Annotated in this window: 1 pseudogene; it reads left to right on the forward strand. The window is 65.6% G+C overall.

The window, feature by feature from the left end:
• Nucleotides 1-232: pseudogene (locus AAEZ03_RS26795) on the forward strand (TonB-dependent siderophore receptor); the annotation flags it as partial.
• Between the last annotated feature and the right edge of the window lie 59 nt (nucleotides 233-291).

Below are 291 nucleotides of genomic sequence, written 5' to 3' on the forward strand. Positions count from 1 at the left end.
GATCCACACCGGGCCGCAGTACCTGGACGTCGCGAATACGATGTCGATCCAGGCGTGGGACCGCTTCGACCTCGGTGCGCGCTACGCGACGGACGTGTTCGGCAAGAAGACGACGTTCCGCGCGACCGTGCGCAGCGTCGCGAACAAGTCGTACTGGTCGTCGACGATCGGCGGATACCTGACGCAGGGCGACCCGCGCTCGGTGTGGCTGTCGATGACGACGGATTTCTGACGGGCGCCGAAGGGAGTGGCGGGCTGCCGCCAGAGTTTGCTATACTCTCGGTCTTCCGG

Source organism: Pseudomonas sp. HY2-MNA-CIBAN-0224, from assembly GCF_040310285.1.
GTDB classification, from domain to species: Bacteria; Pseudomonadota; Gammaproteobacteria; order Pseudomonadales; family Pseudomonadaceae; genus Aquipseudomonas; species Aquipseudomonas helleri.